Source organism: Pseudomonas sp. zjy_15 (genome assembly GCF_043101865.1).
Lineage (GTDB): Bacteria > Pseudomonadota > Gammaproteobacteria > Pseudomonadales > Pseudomonadaceae > Aquipseudomonas > Aquipseudomonas putida_Y.
In genome coordinates this window covers 40,121-60,664 of record NZ_JBICII010000060.1, presented here as the reverse complement: position 1 = coordinate 60,664, position 20,544 = coordinate 40,121, and the positions used below count along the sequence as shown (strand labels likewise).

The window sequence follows — 20,544 nt, the reverse complement described above, 5'->3', positions numbered from 1 at the left end:
CCACTTTGAGTATCTGGATATTCGCTACAGCAACACAAACCAGCGGCAAGCCAAGGCGGAGGTGACGGGCGAGTTGGTGATCATGAACTGGCAGCCTTCGGCCCTCGGCGGGTTGTTTTGATGAGCCCATCCTTCAGTCTGATGCTCTTCCCGAGGCAGCAATGATGAAGATGGCGCCTAAACCCCAAAGCCCTGGGGCGGCGCCTTTTTTATTGCAGCATCAAACGATTGATGGAAAATGGCTGTCAATCAATCTCAAGGAGAGTGTTGTCTTTCTGGGGGGGAGGGGCGGCAAGGTGGAGAACTTCCCCTAAAAGAAGGTAGCAGTTTAGAAATAGCGCTTTAGCTTCATCTGGGGGGGGATTTCGCTATGGACGCCTGTGGATACTCGTTCGTATAAATTGGCAAGATTTTGACGAATTTTAGTTATTCTGGATTTGCTTGTTACCCGTTGATTTACATAGGCGTTGATTCTATTTAGGTGTCGATCAGGGCCAAGGCTGACTTCATTGCCATCTATAACAATCGGTGTATCTTGCGGTGGGAAAATGGAATCCGCAAATGCGTCTATGATTCTGCGTGTAGTGTTCAGCGCTTGGCTGGTGGCTTCGGTTGATCCTTCTGCTAGTCGTGCCATGACGGACGGGATTTGCTCAAGCACCGATCCGCAGTGAGTAGATAACAACGTGTCTATGTCGCTTTTGTATTTCTCGAATATTGATTCGGATAGTGAGTCAAATTGTTTTTCGTAATAAATTGCGGAGATGAAGTTGTGCAACGTTGCTAAAACTTTCGAGCGGATTGCGCTAATCTGATGTATTAAGTGGCTGGCGCTTTTTATGCTTTCTTGATGCATGGACATTACTTTAAGGCCCCAGTCGCCACTGGTGTCTGGGGTCTGTAAATTTTTTAGCTTCATTTGCTGAGTTTGTATAATAGTCTCTTGTTGTGCTAGTGGCCCCCAATAACCTTTGCGCTCTTTGTAGTCAATCCAGCGGCCTGTAATGCCCATGTATTTCAATGAGGTTGGATCGGTTGTATTGAAACCGTGCATCTCATACCCAATCCAGGCTTTGATCTCCTCCGATCCGACCCAGCGGGCTAGTCGCGAAGATTTAAGCAGTAGTGATTCGCAGTTGACTCTACTCAGCTCAATGTCATCTAAAAGCTCTTTAGCGAGATTAAGTATGTGTTCCGATCTACTGTGGTCCATGATTCTATTGTGCTCCTGCTGAGAAATTAATTTTCAAGGCAGATTGCCATGATGGCCCATGGCAGGGAGTGCGGCGTGTGCCTACAGGTTGTGAAGGGTTGAAATAATTTCCTTTGCGGCCAGGAAGGGGGCGCAAGAGTTCAAGTAACTTTTGCAGTATCCTGAATACGCTTTGTGTGTCTCTGTTAGCTGCTCCATGATTTCTATGGATTCGATCAGCTTCCTCGTTTTATGCATCCTTTTTCTTTCTGAGTCCGCGCTTTCCAAGTCTTGTATTGCTTCTTCAAGCGCGCTGCTGAAGGAGTGGAGGCTGATCAGTATTTCTGCCCTGGGTTTCATAAGTCTAGCGCTATTTAAACTAAGGACTGAAATGGTTTTTTGGGCTTTTTGATCGTCCTTTACGGGCTTTATCAAAATGTCGCAATATCTAAAGTGCTCGTCAGGCTCGTCATCATATGGGTTTATTATCGGCTCGACTCCTGTGTCATGAGCGAGCTTAGAGTCGTTGCATTTGCGGCAACTAGGTAGAAAGTTTTCCCAGGAAAATGTCTCTGAAGGGTAAATGGATTTTGGAAGAAAATGTTCTACCTCAATGTTTCCATTTTCTTGCGGCTTTCCTTCGCAGAATGCGCATTTATTAAAGGAGCTAGGGAATAGCGCTGCTTTAATTTCGTCGTGGCGATAATGGCTGGTCAGCTTGTTCTTTTCATCCTTTGGGATCTCCTTGAAGCTGCCATATTTTTGGATGGCGTCCATAAGTGATTTTAGCCATGCTTGCTCATTGCGAGTTAGTATAGCTGGCTTCTGTGGGCGGCTCAATTTTATCATTGCTTAGCCACCATTGCGGCCAGTCTTGAGTTTAGAATCGTTAAAATACTGTCGTTTGGGTGTGATATTTGCTCAAGTAATTGGATTTCACTTTTTAAATTGGCGGTTGATTTTTCTTCGATTGCCGTAAAAGCTCTATGTATCGCCTGCTCGTAGTCCTTGCTTGCTAGGCTTCGTACATCCATGACATCAGTGAGGATTTGATCCGTGTTCCAGCCAGAGAATTTTTGTTTAGTGGGTTTAACTATATAATCTTTTTGTCCATGCTCTCGTGGCAGTATCAGGGTTTCACCGCTTTCCGCAGACGCTAACAAGTGAGGTGAGTGGGTGGTTACGATGAACTGTAGTTTAGGGAATATTTTTCTGAGGCCATCTCTAAGCGTTAGCTGCCACTCGGGGTGTAGATGCACATCGAGTTCATCTATCAGTACGGTACCTGTAGCTCCGGCTACCAATCGATTGCTCTCAGGCTTTGTCGTCTCAATCCATTCAAAAATACTGGCAACAATATATAAGACGGCTTGGAAGCCTGAAGATAGTTCCTCGAGGTAACATTCTTCCCCATATATTGAGAAAACGGGTTCGAGGTCTCGTTCGGTCTTTATGTATTTAAGTTCGCTGTTTAGAGGCCCTAGATAAGGTAGAGATGTAATGAGGTGGTTCCAGTTCTCTCTTTCTATTGCTGCCCAATCCTTGTCGATAACAAAGTATCGATTGATGAACCACTGTTTTATTGGGGTCTGCATTTCTCCATATAAAGAAATTAATGACTTTGAGGTGTACTGGCTACTACTTTCTTTTTGTGGTTTCTCTCGCTGCATGCCAGCGATTTTTGTGTATTTTATAGAGCGATTTGAACCAATGAATAGTGGGCAAAATTCTTCCATCTTATCAAGTTGATGTGTAGATATGGCTTTTCTTCCGTCTTCTTGAGGGGGGGGGTTCCAGCGGCTTAATGCGTTTTCGCGATAACCTATTGGATTTATGCTACCGGACCCCATGCCAATGCGAAATTTATCAGTCGGTATTGTTACGTCAGTCCAGAATTCAACGTTTTCTTGGAAGCGAGAGTAGCTATAAGTGCCGTGATGAAGGCAGTGTGCAATACAGGCAAGTATAGATGTCTTGCCAGACCCATTAGGGCCCGTGATAAAGTTAAAGCCTTTGTTGAAGCTAACGTCGAGAGTTGAAAACTGGCGATAATTTTTAGCGTATACTCTCTCTATATAAAAATCGCTCACGGTCGCATCCTTATTGTTTATGGGCTAACGATAATATGGTCGATTTGGAACCGGACCCTGGTTGAGGTGGTTTGGGTCGAGATGGCGGCTCCAGCCGGAGGGATGCTACTATTTTGATGGCAAAAATCATAGGTAGCTTCTGATTGTGAAGGTAAAGCGAGCAGTCGGGTAAGGGGGTCGGTACAGAATTGATACGCTTTTACGGTGATACGCTCGCAGGTCTTTAGTAGTCGGGCATGTTAAAAGACTATGCCCAATCCATCATTGGAGCTCTTCATCTCTGGGTTCTGTCAGCTGTGCGTTTAAACGGCCACTCCCTGATGGGGCGCTCATGCCCGCAGGCTTGTCCATCCATTCGCATGCTCCAGATATGAGAATTCTTAGGGGAGATTTAGGGCAAATAGTAGGGCGTGTTGGGCCCTTCCAGGCCATCACCCAAAGCCAGATTAGCCTTTTGTGCTGGCCTCTGGAGGGCTATCGAGATTCCCGGGCGGGTTCAAATCCCTATCCCCCTTAGGCTCAAAGCAGCGGCGGTCCGGATGGCCCGCCTGGTCCTCGATCGCTCTATCATTCGATCAAGTGGTAGTCGCTTCTGGTTCTGGGATCAGGTGTAGCGCCTCGGCAGTCGTCAGAGCGTAGGGGAGGGTGACCAGGGAAGAAAATGAGCCCTTCCGCTTCAAGCGAAAAGGCGAGTGCCTGCATTGTGACGCGTCGCAGCTCATTTCCAAGCTCGACCGTGCGGATCGCGTCTGGTGAAACGCCCGAACGAAATGCGAGTGCTTCTACACTCCACTCAAGGGCTAGGCGTGAAGGCTCGCAGTGCTCTGAACGGAAACCTAAGGGGAGGTCGGCGAAAAATTCTTCCATCTCTTTCGGGATCCCTTCTTCCTTGCTCGGTGCCGGGAAGGTAATGATGTTGGCCGTCATGGTCACTACTCACTATGCTGTATGTCTATACAGTATAGCGAGAAAGCCATTTAGAGCAATGGATACGGCTCAAGGCCCGTTTCAGGGGCGGGGGTGGTTATTATTGAATCTATATTTCCAGTCGCTAGGTAACCCCAAGGCCATCCTGATCTTTACCGCCTTCCTGCCGCAGTTCGTCTCGGTCGGTAGCAGCACCCCGGTGAGTGAGCAGTTCCTTTGGCTGGGGGTGTTGTTCCTGCTGCTGGAATGGGCGGCCATCGCCATCTACTCAGGCCTGGGCGCCTACATGCAGCGTTGGTTCAGCCAGCCCGGCCCACGCCGGATGTTCAACCGGGTCAGCGCGTCCTTGCTGGGCTGCGCGGGTCTCGGTCTGCTGGCTGCGCGCCGCTAGAACTGCCAGCGCACGCCCAGGTTCACGCCGCTGGCTTCCTGCTGGCGGCTGTCCAGGTTGGCGGTGTACTGCACGCCGCCATGCAGGCTCAGCGCTTCGTTGACCTGCGCTACCACACCGCTTTCCAGTTGCACTGAGGTATAGCGGTAATCGGTCTTGATCTTGTCAGCGTCATCGAAGGTCAAGGTGTCGCGCCCACCGTCGCCGTGCCACAGGTTGACCTGCGCATAGGGCTGTAACAGGCGCCCGCTGCTCCCCGTGAACGCACCCTCCAGGCGCAGGCCCAGGCGGCCAGTCAGCTCGACCTGGGCGTCATGACTGATATGCGAGACGCTGTCGCTGGCGCTGTCCAGCGCGACCTTTTGCGCAATCAGTTGAGCTTGCGGTTCCACGCGCCAGCGCTCGGACAGGGTGATGGGGTAGCCCGATTCCAGTGAAGCTGTCCAGGCGTGGCCGTCGAGGTTCAGCGTGTCGCCACGATCGGAGCGGGCGCGGCCATCCAGGTGGGTGTACTGCAACACCGCGTCCAGGTACGTGCCCTGTGGCCCGACCAGCGTCCAGTAGGTGCCCACGCTATCGCCATCGAGCTTCAGGTCGCCCACGCCGCGGTCGTGAACGGCCAGGGCAAACCCTTTGACGTCGGCGTCCAGGCGGCTGTGGCTTACGTAGATACCAACATGCTGGCGGTAACCATTCTCGCCAACCTTGGCATACAGATCCTGGCCCACCTTGAAACCGTACAAGTCGCCATCCAGCCTCGGGCTGACCGTGCCGCTCCATTGCTGGCGCAGCGCGCCACCGTAGGCTTGCCCCCAGCTGGCGGGCAGGGCGCCTTCACCCTGGAGTAACAGATGGTCGCCCTGGCGCTGGTGAAAGGTGCCCAATGCCTGACGGGCGATGATCGCGGCACCCCGTGGCGCTGCGGCATAAACCGGGACCTCGGGGCGGTACAGTGGCAGGCTTTCGCCCTGCACTGGGGCAGGCAGCTCGGCCTGGCCGGGCGCGGGCGCAGCGACGGGCGGGGTGACGGCCGGGGCGATCACCGGCGCCTCGCCCGGTGCCGGCACAGGGGCTGGAGCGGGCGGCGCAACCAGCGTCGAGCGCAGGTACCAGCTGTTTTCACTGCCAGCAGTGACACCCCCTTTGAACAGCCGATAGTCGTAGGCACCGGCCGATAGCCTCTGGGGCTGTACAAAGGCGGTGGCCGTGCTGGTGGCGCCGTCAAGGGCTTCGACCACCTGGATGCCGTTCTGCGCAGTCGCTGCACCTGCGCCGTTGAGGTTGTTGATGAGCACCTGTGTAGAGCCAGCGATCGCGCCGCGGCTGATCACCAGACGATCGGAAGCAGCGCCATCGCCGGCCAGCACGCTGTTCAGGCGCAGGGCGCCGTTGTTGCCGGTGTAATCGCCCTCGATGCTCAAGCGGCCCATGGCATCATTGCCGGCGGTGAGGTCAAGTGTGCCTGCGTTGCTGATTGCGGCGCGCTGGCCTGGGGCAAACGCAGTGATCACCCCTTGGCGTGAAGTGATGCTGCTGCTGGCGTCGAGGGTGAGGCTGCCCGTGCTGCTGTCACTGTCGCCCAGTACCAGCGTGTCATCCAGTGCCAGCCGGCTGCCGTTGTTCAGCGCCACGCGCTCCCAGTTCACATAGTGGGCACCGCCTGCCGGCTGGCTGGCATCGAACGTCAGGCTGTCGTTACCTCCGCCGCCGTCCAACGTGATACTCAGTACCTCGGGCGTGAGGCCTTTGAGCAGTGCCGTGTCATTACCTGGCCCCGCATCCACGCGCCCGCCAATACGGCCACCGTCCCAGGTGAAGCGGTCGTTGCCAGTGCTCAGCAGCACATCACCACCAACCTGGCCGCCATGCATCAGGACCTGGTCATCGCCACCGCTGACGCTGATATTGCCGCCGACGTTGCCATCGAAGACTTCGATGTAGTCCTTGTCGAAGGCCGCGATGACGTTCCGGTCGACGCTGCCGCCACGCATGATGAAGGTGTTCTCGTCCAGCCGCATGTTGACGTTGCCGATACGCCCGTCGTCCATTTCGGCATAGTCGCCGCTGTCGAACGTGCCCTTGATCCAGCCACCGGTCATGTGAAAGGTGTCCAGGCCATCACCCTGGTTGAGGTTGCCTTCGATGACGCCGCTGCTCATGGCGAAGTCATCGATGCCGGCGCCCTGGTGGATGTTGCCGCCGACGCTGCCAGAGGCCATGTCGATGCTGTCTCTGCCGGCGCCGAAGGTTACGTCGCCGGTGATGGCGCCGCTACCGGATGCCGGGAATACCAGGCGGTTATCACCGTTGGTGTCCACCAGCGAGGGCGCAGTGCCGCTGTCACAGGTGTAGGTGTCGTTACCCGGGCCGGGTGAGATGGTGCAAGCCGCGTGTGCCGCGGGCGTGACTATGCCCAGCAGCGGCAGCGAACCCAGGGTCAGCATCAGGCGTAGACGCATCAGGAAAACCTCCATTCACCAGGGGGACCTGCGCACCACGCGTGGTGTGCAGGGTTACCGGGGTTGTATAGAGGAGTGCGTCACGATCACAACTGGCAAAAATGTCAGGTGGCAAAAGGCTAGCTCATTAGTCGCGGTAGAACGTTTGCACCAGGTGGTAGCCGAATTTGCTCTTGATCGGCCCGTGTACCACACGCAAAGGCTTCTTGAAAATCACCTGGTCGATGGCACCGACCATCTGCCCTGGGCGGATTTCGCCCAGGTCACCACCCCGCTTGCCGGATGGGCAAAGAGAGAACTTTTTGGCGAGCACGTCGAAAGCCTCGCCGTTGGCGATGCGCTGCTTGAGCTTTTCGGCTTCGTCAGCGGTCTTGACCAGTATGTGGCGGGCTTGGGCTTTCATGGGCTACCTGTGTATCGGGAAAAAAGGCGGCATTATGCCTGATTGAATCCCGTTGAAGCGATCGCGCTCAAATGGCCGCGATGAATGTCAGCTCTTCAGCTCTTCAGCTCTTCAGCTCAGCGCGATCGCGAAACTGCTCCAGCGCCTCCGGGTTGGCCAGGGCATCGGTGTTCTTCACCGGCCGCCCATGCACCACATCGCGAATCGCCAGTTCCACCAGCTTGCCACTGATGGTGCGCGGTATGTCGCTGACCTGGGCGATCACCGCCGGCACATGGCGGGGTGTGGTGTACTGGCGTATTACCTGGCGGATGTGCTGGCGCAAGGCTTCATCCAGCTGCAGGCCTTCTTGCAGGCGCACGAACAGCACCACCCGCACATCCCCGTTCCAGTCCTGGCCGATGGCCACGCTTTCCACAACCTGTTCGACCTTTTCCACCTGGCGGTAGATCTCCGCCGTGCCAATGCGCACACCGCCCGGGTTGAGCACGGCGTCGGAGCGACCGTGGATCACCATGCCCCCGCTGGCACGCTGCTCGGCGTAGTCGCCCTGGGCCCACACCCCCGGAAACTGGCTGAAGTAGGCATCGTGGTAACGGCGGCCGTCCGGGTCGTTCCAGAAACCGAGTGGCATCGAGGGGAAGTTGCGCGTGCACACCAGCTCGCCTTTTTCGTCCACCACGGGCTGACCCTGCTCGTTCCACACCTCCACCGCCATACCCAGGCCCTTGCACTGGATTTCGCCGCGACGCACAGGCAGGGTCGGGTTGCCCAGCACGAAGCAGGAGACGATATCCGTACCGCCCGACATGGACACGAGCCACAGGTCGGCCTTGATCTTGTCGTACACATAGTCATAGCTGTGCGGTGACAGCGGCGAACCGGTGGACATCAGCAGCCGCAGGCTGGTCAGGCAGTGGCTGGTGGCGGGTTCCAGGCCTGCCTGCTCCAGTGCCGCCAGGTACTTGGCGCTGGTGCCGAAGGCGTGGATGCCCTCGGCCTCTATCAGGTCCAGAAGGCGCCCGGGGCCCGGGTGGAACGGCGAGCCGTCGTACAGCACCAGCGTGGCACCCACCGCCAGACCGCTGGCCAGCCAGTTCCACATCATCCAGCCGCAGGTGGTGTAGTAGAACAGCACGTCGTCGGCCTTCAGGTCGTTGTGCAGGCCGTGTTCCTTGAGGTGTTGCAACAGCACGCCTCCGGCGCGATGGACAATGCACTTGGGCACGCCGGTGGTGCCACTGGAATAGAGGATGTACAGCGGGTGGTCGAACGGCAGCGGGGTGAAACGGGGCTCGCCGCCGGGCTGGAAGAAGTCATCCCACAGGCTGACGTTGGCTGCCTGGAACTCGTCGGCACGCGTGCCTTTACGGGTATGGGGCACCACGATCAGTTGCTCCAGGCCAGGCAGCTGCGCGCACACCTGGTTGACCTTGGTCACCTGGTCGATGGCCTTGCCTGCATACTGGTAACCGGCGCAGACGATCAGCAGCTTGGGTTCGATCTGGCCGAAGCGGTCGATGATGCCGTGCACGCCGAATTCGGGCGAGGAGGAAGACCAGACTGCGCCAAGGCTGGTGCAGGCGAGCATGGCCACCAGTGTTTGCCAGGTATTGGGCATGATGGCCGCTACCCGGTCGCCCGGGACGATACCTGCGGCCTTGAATGCCGTTTGCAGCCCGGCCACCTGTGCGGCCAGTTCAGCATGGCTGAACACTTCGCGCTGGCCGTCTTCGCGTACGGCGACCACGGCCGGGCGGTCGTCGCGGCGGCGCAGCAGGTGTTCGGCAAAGTTCAGGGTGGCATTGGCGAACCACCGTGCATCGGGCATCTGCGGCCCTTCGGTGAGCACCTGGCTGGGCGGGGTATGCCAATGCACGTGGAAATACTCGGCAAGGGTTTGCCAGAAGGCGCCGCGCTGTTCGATGCTCCAGCCGTGCAGGGCCTGGTAATCGTCGAGTTGCAGGTTGTAGCGCAGGTTGACCCGGCGGCGGAAGGCATCCATCCGGCTGGCCTCGATCTGCGTTGTGGACGGGCGCCAGAGCACATCGTTCATGCCGAATCTCCTTTACCGGAACAAAGCAGGCTCAGTGCAGGATCAGCCTTGTGTTGCGAAGAAGCTGATCCTGCAGAGAAAGCGGTTCTGCTTACTCTACTTTAGCCTTTTGCACATCCTGCGATGCCGACCACACGCGGTAGCGCACTTCGACATCCTTGGGCGCATACACCACCACCGGCAGCTTGCTGTTGTAGCGCAGCAGGAAGCCGTCGCCGACCACCGGCACGAAGGCTTCGGTCTTCTTGCCGTCCGGGCAGGCCATCAGTGTGCTGGCCGGGCCGCTGACGTTGTCCAGGCGATAGTAACTGTAGCCCCAGCCTTCCAGGGTGCGTTCTTCAAGGGTGCCGCCCAGGCGCTGGCGATTGCAGTCGACCTGCAGGGTCTTGCCAGCGAGGATTTCCAGTTTATAGGCCGACTCATCGGCCTGGGCCGGCAGGTGGATGACCTGCCGGCTGAAGCCTTTTTCCGCCTCGGGGTAGGGCGCGATGTCCTTCAGGCTGGCGGCCATCGCAGGTGCGACAGTGGCCAGGCTCAAGGCTAGAATCGCGGTCATTGGGGTAGGGCGCATAAGGCCTCCTTGCTGATAAACGAATGCGCGGCCGTCGCCAGGCCCAGGCCGCCCGTCACTGGGCCAACCAGCCACCATCGACGTTCCAGGCGGCGCCGCGAACCTGGCTACCGGCCTCGCTGCACAGAAAGAGTACCAGCTCACCGAGGTGTTCGGGGGTGACGAAAGCCAGCGACGGTTGCTTTTCTGCCAGCAGATCGTGCTGCGCTTGCAGCCGATCGCCACCCTTGGCTGCACGATCGTCGATCTGCTTTTGCACCAGAGGCGTCAGCACCCAGCCCGGGCAGATGGCATTGCAGGTGACATGACTGGTGGCGGTTTCCAGGCCGACCACCTTGGTCAGGCCGACCACACCATGCTTGGCTGCCACGTAGGCTGCCTTGCCCATCGAGCCGACCAGGCCATGCACCGAAGCGATATTGATGATGCGCCCCCAGTTGCGTGTGCGCATGCCCGGCAGCGCCAGGCGCGTGCCATGGAATACGGCCGACAGGTTCAGGGCGATGATCTTGTCCCAGCTTTCCGGCGGGAACTGCTCAACCGGTGCCACATGCTGGATACCGGCGTTGTTGACCAGGATGTCGACGCCGCCGAACGCTCGTTCGGCCAGGTTGAACAAGGCCTCGATCTGGATCACATCCGACAGGTCGGCCGGGTGATGCACAACCTTCACCCCGTGCCGGGCAATTTCCGCCATGGCGGGGCCCGGGTCGCCAAAGCCGTTGAGCACGATGTTGGCGCCAGCCCGGGCCAATACCTGGGCGATGCCCAGGCCAATGCCGCTGGTGGAACCGGTGACGAGTGCAGTTTTGCCTTCAAGGGTCATGCAATGCTCCTTAGACGATGCCAGTGGCGTAGAACGTGGCGATGACCACGAACACCGCCAGGGTCTTGATCAGGGTGATACCAAAAATGTCCTTGTAAGCCTCGCGGTGGGTGAGGCCGGTCACCGCCAGCAAGGTGATCACCGCGCCGTTGTGTGGCAGGGTGTCCATGCCGCCGCTGGCCATGGCGGCTACCCGGTGCAGCACTTCCAGCGGGATGTCGGCCGCGTGGGCGGCGGCGATGAACGTGTCGCCCATGGCGGCCAGGGCGATGCTCATGCCGCCCGAGGCGGAGCCGGTGATGCCGGCCAGCAAGGTCACGGTGATGGCTTCGTTCACCAATGGGTTGGGGATGCCGCGCAGGGCGTCGGCCAGCACCAGAAAACCCGGCAGCGACGCGATTACCGCGCCAAAGCCGTATTCCGAGGCGGTGTTCATGGCTGCCAGCAAGGCACCGCCCACCGCGCTTTTGGTGCCCTCGGCCAAGCGTGTACGAATGGCGCCAAAGGCGCACACCAGGACCATCAGGATGCCCACCAGCAACGCGGCCTGCACAGCCCAGATGGCCGTCAGCTTGGTCACGTCGCTTTGTACCGGTGCACTCATGCCTGGCAATTGCAGGCTGTGACTGGGGCCGTACCAATGCGGTATCCAGTGGGTGAACACCAGGTTCATCACCCCCACCAGTATCAGCGGCGACAGCGCCAGCCAAGGGTTGGGCAGGCTCAGGTCGGCAGCGGTTTCCGGTTCGTTGCGCAAGTCGGTGCCATAACCTTCACCGGCGCGCAGGGCCTTGTTGCGCTGGCGCTGCAGGTAGGCCATGCCGGTAAAGAACACGAACAGCGTGCCGATCAGGCCCAGCCACGGTGCGGCCCAGGCGGTGGTGTTGAAGAAGGTGCTGGGGATGATGTTCTGGATCTGTGGGGTGCCGGGCAGGGCGTCCATGGTGAACGAGAATGCGCCCAGGGCGATGGTGGCCGGGATCAGGCGTTTGGGGATGTTGCTCTGACGGAACATTTCGGCGGCGAACGGGTACACCGCGAACACCACCACGAACAGCGAAACACCGCCGTAAGTGAGCAGGGCACAGACCAGTACGATGACCAGCATCGCCTGGCGGGTGCCGAGCAGGCGGATGGCCGCGGCGACGATCGAGCGGGAGAAGCCGGACAGCTCGATCAGCTTGCCGAACACCGCGCCCAGCAGGAATACCGGGAAGTACAGTTTGATGAAACCGACCATTTTCTCCATGAACACCCCGGTGAAAGCAGGGGCGACGGCAGAAGGGTCGGTGAGCAGGACAGCGCCGAGGGCGGCGATGGGGGCGAAGAGGATTACGCTGTAACCGCGGTAGGCGGCCAGCATCAGCAAGGCCAGAGCGGCGAGTGCGATGAGCACGGTCATCGGGGTGGGTCTCCTGGGTGAGTCTTGTTTTTATCGTTGAGCAGGAGATAGCGGGAATCGTGCCAACTATGTAACTGGCTGATTTTTAAGGGTTAAAGGGTTTTGTTAGAAGTCTATGTCTACATTCAGAGACGCCAGGGGCTGCTTTACAGCCCATCGCTGGCTTGCCTCCGGTAAAGGGCGGAGCTCTGGCGGTAATCTCAAATAAGAAACAAGAGTCTCCAATCAGAGACCAAGTGCCGCCATCTTCTTGTACAGCGTCGACCGCCCCAGCCCTAGGGCTGCCGCTGCCTCTGGTACTTTTCCTCCCTGTTCGGCCAGCGCCCCGGCAATCAGGCCGCGTTCAAAGGCCTCGCACGCCTCGCGGTAGGTCTGCCGTTTGGGCGCCTCAGCCAGCGGGCTCAATGGCCCCAGTGCCGCACGCAGGTCCGCAACCCCCAGCCGGGGCTCATCCGCCAGCAAGGTCGTGCGCTCCAGCACATTGCGCAGCTCGCGAATGTTCCCCGGCCAGGCATGCCTGGCCAGCAGTTGCTGCGCTTCAGCTTCCAGCTCGTACTGGCTGCCCAGCTCAGCCAATATGGCTTCGCACAGCGCCGGCAGGTCCTCCAGCCGTTGCCGCAACGGCGGGACATCGATCGGCAGCACATTCAGCCGGTAATACAGGTCGGCGCGGAAGGCCCCGCGGGCCATGGCGGCCTGCAGGTCGATGGAGGTGGCGGCGATGATGCGCACATCGCTGCGCAGCATCTGGTTGGACCCGACCGGCTCGTATTCCTTTTCCTGCAGCACCCGCAGCAGCTTGCTCTGCAGGGCCAGCGGCATGTCGCCGATCTCGTCGAGGAACAGCGTGCCGCCTTCGGCCAGTTGCAGCTTGCCGCTGCGGCCTTTGCGGTCGGCGCCGGTAAAAGCACCCGGCGCAGTGCCGAAGAATTCGGCTTCCAGCAGCGTCTCCGGGATGGCTGCGCTGTTGATGCTGACAAAGGCCTTGTGCGCCCGTGCTGAGGCTGCGTGAATGGCGTGGGCCAGCAGTTCCTTGCCGGTGCCGGTTTCGCCCAGCAGCAACACGGGTGAATCGCTGCCTGCGCCGCGCCGGGCGCGTCGCTTGGCTTCCAGGCTGGGCGCGCTGCTGCCTACGAACTGGGCGAAGCTGTATTTGGCCTGGCGGGCGCGCAGTTGCGAGCGGGTCGAGGCCAGTTCCTGCTGCATGCTGGCGTAGCGTTTGAGCAGCGGTGACAGGCTGCGCAGTTCGTCGAACAGGGCAAAGCCGATGGCGCCGATCAGCGTGCCCTGGTCGTCGTGGATGGGCAGGCGCATGACCACCAACGGCTCGTTCTGCGTGTCGAGCATGTCCAGCAGGATGGGCCGCCCATCGCTCACCACGTCGCGCATCAGGCTGCCGGGGATCACCGCTTCACACGGCTGGCCGATGGCGCTGGCGGCGTCGGCCAGGCCAAAGCGTCGGGCATAGCGTTCGTTCATCCAGACGATGCGTGCCTGGCGGTCGACGATCACCGTGCCCTCACTGGACTGTTCGATGATCTCGAACAGCGAGCGGATCGCCAGTTGCCGTACCTGGGGGTAGTCCTTGAGGCTGTCGCTGTCGTGCATGGGTGAACATCCTGAATCATGTATTGGCACAAGCCCGCGAAAAGACCGGGCCTGAAAACTTATCGTCGGGGGTCAAACGCCTCACGCAGGGCATCCCCGATAAACACCAGCAGTGACAGGATCACCGCCAGCGCAAAGAACGCGGTAAAGCCCAACCACGGTGCCTCCAGGTGCTGCTTGCCCTGGGTCACCAGCTCGCCCAGCGAGGCGCTGCCCGCTGGCATGCCAAAGCCCAGAAAGTCCAGCGCGGTCAGTGTGGTAATCGCCCCGGTCAGCATGAACGGCACATAGGTCAGCGTGGCATTCATGGCATTGGGCAAGATATGCCGCAGCATGACCTGACTGTCCGGTAACCCCAGCGCCCGCGCAGCCTTTACATACTCCAGATTGCGCCCGCGCAGGAACTCGGCGCGCACCACATCGACCAGGGTCAGCCAGGAAAACAGCGCCATGATTCCCAGCAGCCACCAGAAATCCGGTTCGACAAAACCGCTGAGGATGATCAGCAGATACAACACGGGCAACCCCGACCATACCTCCAGCAAACGCTGGCCGAGCAGGTCGACCCAGCCCCCGTGGTAGCCTTGCAGGGCGCCTGCCGCCACGCCGATGAGCACACTGACCACGGTCAGGGCGAAGGCGAACAGCAGCGATACCCGCGTGCCATAAAGCACCCGCGCCAGCACGTCACGGCCCTGGTCGTCGGTGCCCAGCCAGTTGCTGGCGCTGGGCGGGCTGGGGGTGGGCACCTGCAGGTCGTAATTTGGTGTATCGGCACTGAACGGGATAGGTGCGAACAGCATCCAGCCACCCTGTTCAGCGATCAGTTGGCGCACATAGGCGCTGCGGTAGTCGGGCTGAAACGGCAGTTGCCCGCCGAACTGCTGCTCGGTGTAGCGTTTGAGCGCCGGAACGTACAGTTCGCCCTTGTAGCCGAGCAACAGTGGCTTGTCGTTGGCCACCAGTTCGGCACCCAGGCTCAGCAACAGAAGGCCGGCAAACAACCACAGCGACACCCAGCCCAGGCGGTGGCGACGAAAGCGTTGCAGGCGACGGCGCGACAGGGGCGATAGCATCAGTGCGCCCTCGTATCGAAGTCGATGCGCGGGTCGAGCAACGTGTAAGACAGGTCACCGATCAGGCGAATCAGCAGGCCCGCCAGGGTAAAGATGAACAGCGTGCCGAACACCACCGGGTAATCCCGCGACACGGCGGCCTCATAGCTCATGCGGCCAAGGCCATCGAGCGAGAAGATCACCTCGATCAGCAACGAACCGGCGAAAAATACCGTGATAAGCGCCTGTGGCAGCCCGGCCACCACCAGCAGCATGGCGTTGCGCAAGACATGGCCATACAGCACGCGGCGTTCGCTGAGGCCCTTGGCCCGGGCAGTGACCACGTATTGGCGGGAAACCTCGTCGAGGAAGGCATTCTTGGTCAGCAGCGTGAGGGTGGCGAACCCTCCGATCACCAGGGCGGCGACCGGCAGCACCAGGTGCCAGAAGTAGTCGGCGACCTTGCCCAGCAGGCTGAGCTCGTCGAAATTGTCCGAGACCAGGCCGCGTACCGGGAACCAGCTGAGCGAAGTGCCGCCGGCAAACAGTACGATCAGCAAGAGCGCGAACAGGAACGAAGGCAGGGCGTAACCGATCACGATCAATGCGCTACTCCAGGCATCGAAGCGGCTGCCATGGCGCATTGCCTTGCGGATGCCCAGCGGGATCGACACCAGGTAGGTGATCAGCGTGGCCCAGAAGCCCAGTGACAGGGTGACCGGCAACTTGTCGAGAATCAGGTCGGTGACTTTCGCGCCACGGAAAAAGCTGTTGCCAAAGTCCAGCCGGGCATATTGGCCGAGCATCAACCACAAGCGTTCGGGGGCGGATTTGTCAAAGCCGTACTGGCGCTTGATCTCTTCGATCAGTTTCGGGTCCAGGCCGCGGGTGGCGCGGGATTCGCCATGAACCACTTCTGCGCGCGCGCCAGGTGCGCCGCCACCGATGCCCTGCAGGCGCGCCACGGCTTGCTCCACCGGGCCACCCGGCGCGGCCTGGACGATGGCGAAATTGACCAGCAGGATTGCCAGCAGCGTCGGAATGATCAGCAACAGGCGGCGCAGGATATAAGCGGTCATGGCGAGGAATTCCGGCGTTCGGCCATTTGCGCGTTGGTCAGCGGGGTAGGGCTGACCTCCCACCAGGTGTCCAGCCCTTCGTCGTAAGTGGCCTGGACCTTGGGCCGACCGAAGCGGTTCCACCAGACGGTAGAGCTGCCCGGCGGGTAATAGTTGGGGATCCAGTAGTAATTCCATTGCAGCACGCGGTCCAGGGCATGGGCGTGGCGCAGCATGTCGGCCTGGGTGTCGGCGCCGACCAGGCCGTCGATCAGATGGTCTACGGCCGGGTCCTGCAGGACCATCAGGTTGTTCGAGCCGGGGTCGTGAGCGGCCGCCGAGCCAAAGTAGTTGTACAACTCGGCACCCGGCGACAGGGTGACCGGGTAGCCGGTGACGATCATGTCGTAATCGCGCGCCATCAGCCGATTGACGTACTGGGCCGAGTCGACGTTGCGGATGTTCAGGCTCACGCCGATCTGGGCCAGGTTGCGCTTCCACGGCAGCAGCAGGCGTTCAAGGCCCGCCTGGCCATTGAGGAATGTGAACGCCAGCGGCGTGCCCTGGCTATTCACCAGGCGGTCGCCTTCGGGGTGCCAGCCGGCTTGTTCGAGCAGGGCCAGGGCCTGCAACTGCTGTTGACGGATGATCCCCGAGCCGTCGGTGACCGGGGCGGTGAACACCGTGGTGAAAACGTCATCTGGCACTTGGCCGCGCAAAGGGGCGAGCAGCTTCAACTCCCCCGCATCCGGCAGCTGGCGAGCGGCCAGAGGGGTATTGGAGAACACGCTTTGCTGGCGGATGTACAGGTTGCGCATCATCTGCCGGTTGCTCCACTCGTAGTCCCACAACATACCCAGCGCCTGGCGCACACGGCGGTCCTTGAACTGCTGCCGGTCGAGGTTGAACACGAAACCCTGGGCCACCTGCGGTTTGGCCGGGGCCAGGTGGGCGCGTTGCAGGCGGCCGTCGTCCAGTTGCGCACCGTTGTAGCCCAAGGTGTAGGCCGTGGCGGAGAACTCGCGGTTATAGTCGTAGCCACCGCCTTTGAGTACCTGGCGCGCCACTTCGGTGTCGCCGAAGTACTCGATGCGCAGCTTGTCGAAATTGTAGCGGCCACGGTTGGCCGGCAGGTCACGTGCCCACCATGCAGGGTCGCGTTCAAAGGTGATGCTGCGGCCGTTATCGATGCGCCCGATGCGGTATGGTCCGCTGCCGACCGGCTTGTCGAAGCCGGCACCGTTGGCAAAATCGCGCTGCTGCCAATCGTGCTCGGGCATTACCGGCAGGCTTGCGAGGTCCAGCGCCAGGGTGCGGCCGTGCTCGGGCTTCAAGTCGAATCGTACGCTGTGCAGGCTTTCCACGGTCACGCCGGTCACGTCGGCAAACTGGGTACGGTATTTGAGGCTGCCCTTGCTCATCAGCAGTTCGAAGGTGAAACGCACGTCTTCGGCGCGCACCGGCTTGCCATCGGCGAAGGTGGCGCGCGGGTCGATGTCGAAACGCAGCCACTCATCATTGGAGCCGCGCTCCATGCGTCGGGCGATCAGGCCGTAAACGGTATAGGGCTCATCGTACGAGCGTACCGCCAGTGGCGCGTACAGCAGACCATCGACTTCGCTGACACCGATGCCTTTGTCGATGTAGGGCAGGATGTGGTCGAACTGGCCGATCTCGATGGCCGAGCGGCGCAAGATGCCGCCCTTGGGGGCGTCGGGGTTTACATAGTCGAAATGCCGGAAGCTGGCGGCGTAGCGGGGGGCTTCACCGTAGACGGTGAGGGCGTGGGTGGTAGCCGCCTGGACCGTAAAGCCCACGCACGAAAATACAAGCCCCCACAATACTTGTGGGAGCGGGTTCACCCGCGAATGCGTCGGAGCAGGCAACGAGGTTGTCTGGTCTGGCCTCTTCGCGGGTAAACCCGCTCCCACAGGGGGGCTGATCACCGGGAGGGGTGAATCAGTCCTGGCGGCTGGTCACTTCCAGCAGGTGGTAGCCGAACTGGGTTTTCACCGGGCCTTGCACGGTGTTGACCGGGGCGCTGAAGACCACGGTGTCGAATTCCTTGACCATCTGGCCTGGGCCGAACGAGCCCAGGTCACCGCCCTGACGACTGGACGGGCAGGTGGAGTTGGCTTTGGCGATTTCAGCGAAGTCGGCGCCTGCTTCGATCTGGGCTTTCAGTTCGTTGCACTTGTCTTCGCTGCTGACCAGAATGTGGCGGGCGGTTGCACGGGCCATGGGTACTGCTCCTTGGGGGTAAAAAAGGCAAGCCTAGCGCACTTGTCCGGGGTATGTCTCGCCAGGCTTGCAACCATTGGCCTACAGTTTTTGTGCCGCCTCACGCAACAGGGTTTCGGTCGAGGCCCAGCCCAGGCAGCCGTCGGTAATCGACACACCGTATTTGAGTGCGCCCTTGCCCAGCGCCTGGCAGCCATCGAACAAGTGCCCTTCGATCATCACGCCGACCAGCGAACGGTCGCCGGCCAGGCGCTGCTCCAGCACCTCATTGAAGACCGCTGGCTGGCGCGCCGGGTCCTTGCCGCTGTTGGCGTGGCTGCAATCGACCATGATCCGTGCCTGCAGGCCGGCCTTGGCCAACGCCTGGCGGGCCATGGCGATGCTGTTGGCATCGTAGTTCGGGCCTTTGTGGCCGCCGCGCAGTACAAGGTGTGTGTCCGGGTTGCCCAAGGTCTCGATGATCGCCGGGTGGCCCTGTGCATCCATACCGAAGTGCCGGTGGGGGTGGGCAGCGCTGCGCATGGCGTCGCTGGCGATGGCGATGCCGCCGTCCGTACCGTTCTTGAAGCCGACCGGCAGTTCCAGGCCACTGACCATTTCGCGGTGGATTTGCGATTCGGTGGTGCGTGCGCCGATCGCCGCCCAAGCCAGCAGGTCATCGAAGTAGCCGGCGGCCATTGGTTGCAGCAACTCGGTAGCGATCGGCAGGCCGCGTTCGATCATGCTCAGCATCAGCCCGCGGGACAAAGCGATACCCGCGTGCATGTCGTCACTGCCATCGAGGTGCGGGTCGTAGGCCAGGCCTTTCCAGCCCACTGTAGTACGCGGTTTTTCGACGTAGGCGCGCATCACCAGCAGCAGTTTGTCGTTGACTTCGCGGCCAAGGGCGGCCAGGCGGTCGGCGTATTCCAGGGCCGCGCGTGGGTCATGGATCGAGCAGGGGCCGACGATGACCAGCAGGCGCGGGTCGCGGCCTTCGAGGATGTCGCGGATGGCCAGGCGATGGGCCTGGACTTGTTGGGCCAGTTCGCTGGGCAGTGGCATCTGCTGCTTGAGCAGGTGCGGGCTGGGCAGGCGCTTGCTGACAGTGGTGTTGGCCGCTTGCGGCTGGGTCAGGGGCAGGGCGAGGCTGGAAGCGTGCATGGCGTTTTTCCCTGGGCGGACAGCGGGTTCAGGCCCGCATTGTCGGCCCTATCGAGGTGTTCGACAGATCGTTGAATTCGTATTGGCTGCTGCATTGCCACCTGTGGAAGACCGATCGGAGGCGGCAGGCTGGCCCGAGCGGGGTTGGCTAAATCGCCAGGCAGAGGTGTTTGCGTAGTAATAAGTGGCGTAGTTCATGAATCTGTCCTCAACGTGAATCGGTGTTGGTCAAAGGCCTGAAAAGCAAAACCCCCGGTCGGGGAGCCGACCGGGGGTTTGAGTATTCTCATGTTCGGCGGCCCCTCGAAGGTGGACGCCGGATGGGTATCGGCGCCTAGTGGCTAAACCAATACCCAAAGTAATAGCTGGCAGGTGCCACGCAGCCGACAACGGCCAGCACAGGGCGCAGGCTGCGACCGGTATGGTTGGCGTGGTTGCGGGTGTGTTTCGGCATGTTGCTCTCCAGTGAATGAGCCCGAGCTTACTTCAGTTCGCACGGGCCATTCAATGGATAAATGCTATGGGGTCAATCATTTGTTTTTGTACTGACTGGTTCAATGACCGTATCGCCCGACCAGGCTTTGAGCCCCCAGGGCGTGGCCTTGCAGCAGTTGCAGCAGGCCGCTGCGATCCAGCCCTTCAGGCAAGGTACCCAAGGGCAGGTCGGTGGCGATCAGGGTCAGTGCGTAATGATGGGGGTTGTCGCCGGCGGGTGGACAGGGGCCGCGGTAGCTGAGGGTGCCACGGGAGTTGCGGCCCACTGTCACGGATGGCCCGCTCAGCCCTGCCGTGCCTGCCTTGAGCCCATCCTGTTCGGGATCGATGTTGTAGGCAATCCAGTGCACCACACCAACGCCCTTGCCACCGTCCGGGTCGAACATGATCAGGGCCAGCGACCGCGTACCTGCGGGCAAGTTGTCCCAGCTCAGTTGCGGGGTCCGCTCTTCGCCGGCGCCGCATGCCGGGTCCGGGCCGACCTGTTGCAGGGCGATGACGCCGCCATCGGTGAATGACGAGGAACTGATCGACATCGCGCCTTGGTTGCCTGCGGCAGCTAACGCAGTACACGGCAGCAAAGCAGCGAACAGCCAGTGTCTGAGGTGCATGGTCAATCCTTGGCAG

17 protein-coding genes and 2 pseudogenes are annotated in these 20,544 nt (G+C 60.2%); 2 read left to right on the top strand and 17 right to left on the bottom strand.

The genetic code is table 11. The features are described from left to right. Positions 1–121 (top strand): annotated as a pseudogene (locus tag ACF8EF_RS11745) (DNA adenine methylase); the annotation flags it as partial. Between the two features lie 207 nt (positions 122–328). On the opposite strand, the gene ACF8EF_RS11740 reads toward ACF8EF_RS11745, so the two are convergent. The 4 genes from ACF8EF_RS11740 to ACF8EF_RS11725 all read right to left on the bottom strand — a co-directional run bounded on the left by ACF8EF_RS11740 (position 329) and on the right by ACF8EF_RS11725 (position 4,149). Beyond that, the gene (locus tag ACF8EF_RS11740; protein WP_392529099.1) at positions 329–1,213 is read right to left on the bottom strand and encodes a hypothetical protein; all 885 of its coding nucleotides are present in this window, start codon (positions 1,211–1,213) and stop codon (positions 329–331) included. Between the two features lie 81 nt (positions 1,214–1,294). Further along, a complete protein-coding gene (locus tag ACF8EF_RS11735; protein WP_392529098.1) occupies positions 1,295–2,041 on the bottom strand; it encodes a retron system putative HNH endonuclease in 747 nt (248 codons plus the stop codon). Continuing rightward, the gene (locus ACF8EF_RS11730; protein ID WP_392529096.1) at positions 2,038–3,282 is read right to left on the bottom strand and encodes an AAA family ATPase; all 1,245 of its coding nucleotides are present in this window, start codon (positions 3,280–3,282) and stop codon (positions 2,038–2,040) included. Before ACF8EF_RS11730 ends, ACF8EF_RS11735 begins: the two co-directional genes overlap by 4 nt. Positions 3,283–3,849: 567 nt before the next feature. Beyond that, entirely contained in the window at positions 3,850–4,149 is a 300-nt protein-coding gene (locus ACF8EF_RS11725) for an XRE family transcriptional regulator (RefSeq protein WP_392529102.1), read from the bottom strand. Positions 4,150–4,333: 184 nt separating this feature from the next. On the opposite strand from ACF8EF_RS11725, the pseudogene ACF8EF_RS11720 reads away from it, so the two are divergent. Further along, a pseudogene (locus tag ACF8EF_RS11720) lies at positions 4,334–4,600 on the top strand (LysE family transporter); the annotation flags it as partial. On the opposite strand, the gene ACF8EF_RS11715 reads toward ACF8EF_RS11720, so the two are convergent. From ACF8EF_RS11715 to ACF8EF_RS11655, 13 genes are all read right to left on the bottom strand, one after another. Next, positions 4,597–7,074, bottom strand: coding sequence for an autotransporter outer membrane beta-barrel domain-containing protein (locus ACF8EF_RS11715; protein WP_392461094.1), 2,478 nt, complete (start codon positions 7,072–7,074; stop codon positions 4,597–4,599). The pseudogene ACF8EF_RS11720 and the gene ACF8EF_RS11715 sit on opposite strands and share 4 nt — an antisense overlap. A gap of 112 nt (positions 7,075–7,186) precedes the next feature. Continuing rightward, the gene (locus ACF8EF_RS11710) at positions 7,187–7,462 is read right to left on the bottom strand and encodes a peptidylprolyl isomerase (protein ID WP_010953969.1); all 276 of its coding nucleotides are present in this window, start codon (positions 7,460–7,462) and stop codon (positions 7,187–7,189) included. 103 nt (positions 7,463–7,565) lie between these two features. Next, positions 7,566–9,518 (bottom strand): acetoacetate--CoA ligase, encoded by a 1,953-nt coding sequence (locus ACF8EF_RS11705; RefSeq protein WP_392461095.1) that lies wholly within the window; start codon positions 9,516–9,518, stop codon positions 7,566–7,568. Positions 9,519–9,609: 91 nt separating this feature from the next. Then, positions 9,610–10,089, bottom strand: a complete 480-nt coding sequence (gene eco, locus ACF8EF_RS11700) for a serine protease inhibitor ecotin (protein ID WP_176684557.1) — start codon at positions 10,087–10,089, stop codon at positions 9,610–9,612. A gap of 55 nt (positions 10,090–10,144) precedes the next feature. Continuing rightward, positions 10,145–10,915, bottom strand: a complete 771-nt coding sequence (hbdH, locus tag ACF8EF_RS11695) for a 3-hydroxybutyrate dehydrogenase (protein WP_392461096.1) — start codon at positions 10,913–10,915, stop codon at positions 10,145–10,147. 10 nt (positions 10,916–10,925) lie between these two features. Further along, positions 10,926–12,317, bottom strand: coding sequence for a GntP family permease (locus ACF8EF_RS11690; protein ID WP_339534483.1), 1,392 nt, complete (start codon positions 12,315–12,317; stop codon positions 10,926–10,928). 225 nt (positions 12,318–12,542) lie between these two features. Continuing rightward, entirely contained in the window at positions 12,543–13,925 is a 1,383-nt protein-coding gene (locus ACF8EF_RS11685; protein WP_392461097.1) for a sigma-54 interaction domain-containing protein, read from the bottom strand. Positions 13,926–13,984: 59 nt separating this feature from the next. Next, positions 13,985–15,001, bottom strand: coding sequence for an ABC transporter permease (locus ACF8EF_RS11680; RefSeq protein WP_176684554.1), 1,017 nt, complete (start codon positions 14,999–15,001; stop codon positions 13,985–13,987). Continuing rightward, entirely contained in the window at positions 15,001–16,059 is a 1,059-nt protein-coding gene (locus ACF8EF_RS11675) for a microcin C ABC transporter permease YejB (protein ID WP_021785668.1), read from the bottom strand. Before ACF8EF_RS11675 ends, ACF8EF_RS11680 begins: the two co-directional genes overlap by 1 nt. Further along, on the bottom strand, positions 16,056–17,855 hold the full coding sequence (locus tag ACF8EF_RS11670; RefSeq protein WP_392461098.1) for an extracellular solute-binding protein: 1,800 nt from the start codon (positions 17,853–17,855) through the stop codon (positions 16,056–16,058). Before ACF8EF_RS11670 ends, ACF8EF_RS11675 begins: the two co-directional genes overlap by 4 nt. 142 nt (positions 17,856–17,997) lie before the next feature. Further along, the gene (locus ACF8EF_RS11665) at positions 17,998–18,279 is read right to left on the bottom strand and encodes a peptidylprolyl isomerase (RefSeq protein WP_003248318.1); all 282 of its coding nucleotides are present in this window, start codon (positions 18,277–18,279) and stop codon (positions 17,998–18,000) included. An 81-nt stretch (positions 18,280–18,360) separates the two neighbouring features. Then, positions 18,361–19,422, bottom strand: a complete 1,062-nt coding sequence (locus tag ACF8EF_RS11660) for a 3-deoxy-7-phosphoheptulonate synthase (protein WP_392461099.1) — start codon at positions 19,420–19,422, stop codon at positions 18,361–18,363. Between the two features lie 554 nt (positions 19,423–19,976). Beyond that, the gene (locus ACF8EF_RS11655) at positions 19,977–20,528 is read right to left on the bottom strand and encodes a YbhB/YbcL family Raf kinase inhibitor-like protein (protein WP_176684551.1); all 552 of its coding nucleotides are present in this window, start codon (positions 20,526–20,528) and stop codon (positions 19,977–19,979) included. Positions 20,529–20,544: the final 16 nt, after the last annotated feature.